Here is a 206-nt window from a genome sequence, read left to right on the forward strand (position 1 = left end):
AGCGATAATCAAGCGGTGAAAGTTTCCAGTCTCGATAGTCAAGATGTGCGCGTCACTGGGCCGAATGGGTTTGAGCAACTTGCAAACTTTGTGAGTGTCGATACCAATAGCGATGGTACTCCTCGCACGGCGACCTATCGTATTAACGCACCGGGAGGTAGCTGGGATAGTAACGAAGCCGGAAATTACAGCGTCGCGGCAGAAGC

At 51.9% G+C, this 206-nt stretch carries 1 protein-coding gene; it reads left to right on the forward strand.

Going from position 1 to position 206, the window contains the following annotated elements; all coding sequences use genetic code 11:
• Window positions 1-206, forward strand: a 206-nt coding sequence (locus tag PL8927_RS28255) for a hypothetical protein (protein WP_197047602.1), incomplete at both ends; no start/stop codon positions are given.

Origin of the sequence: Planktothrix serta PCC 8927 (assembly GCF_900010725.2) — a bacterium.
GTDB classification, from domain to species: domain Bacteria; phylum Cyanobacteriota; class Cyanobacteriia; order Cyanobacteriales; family Microcoleaceae; genus Planktothrix; species Planktothrix serta.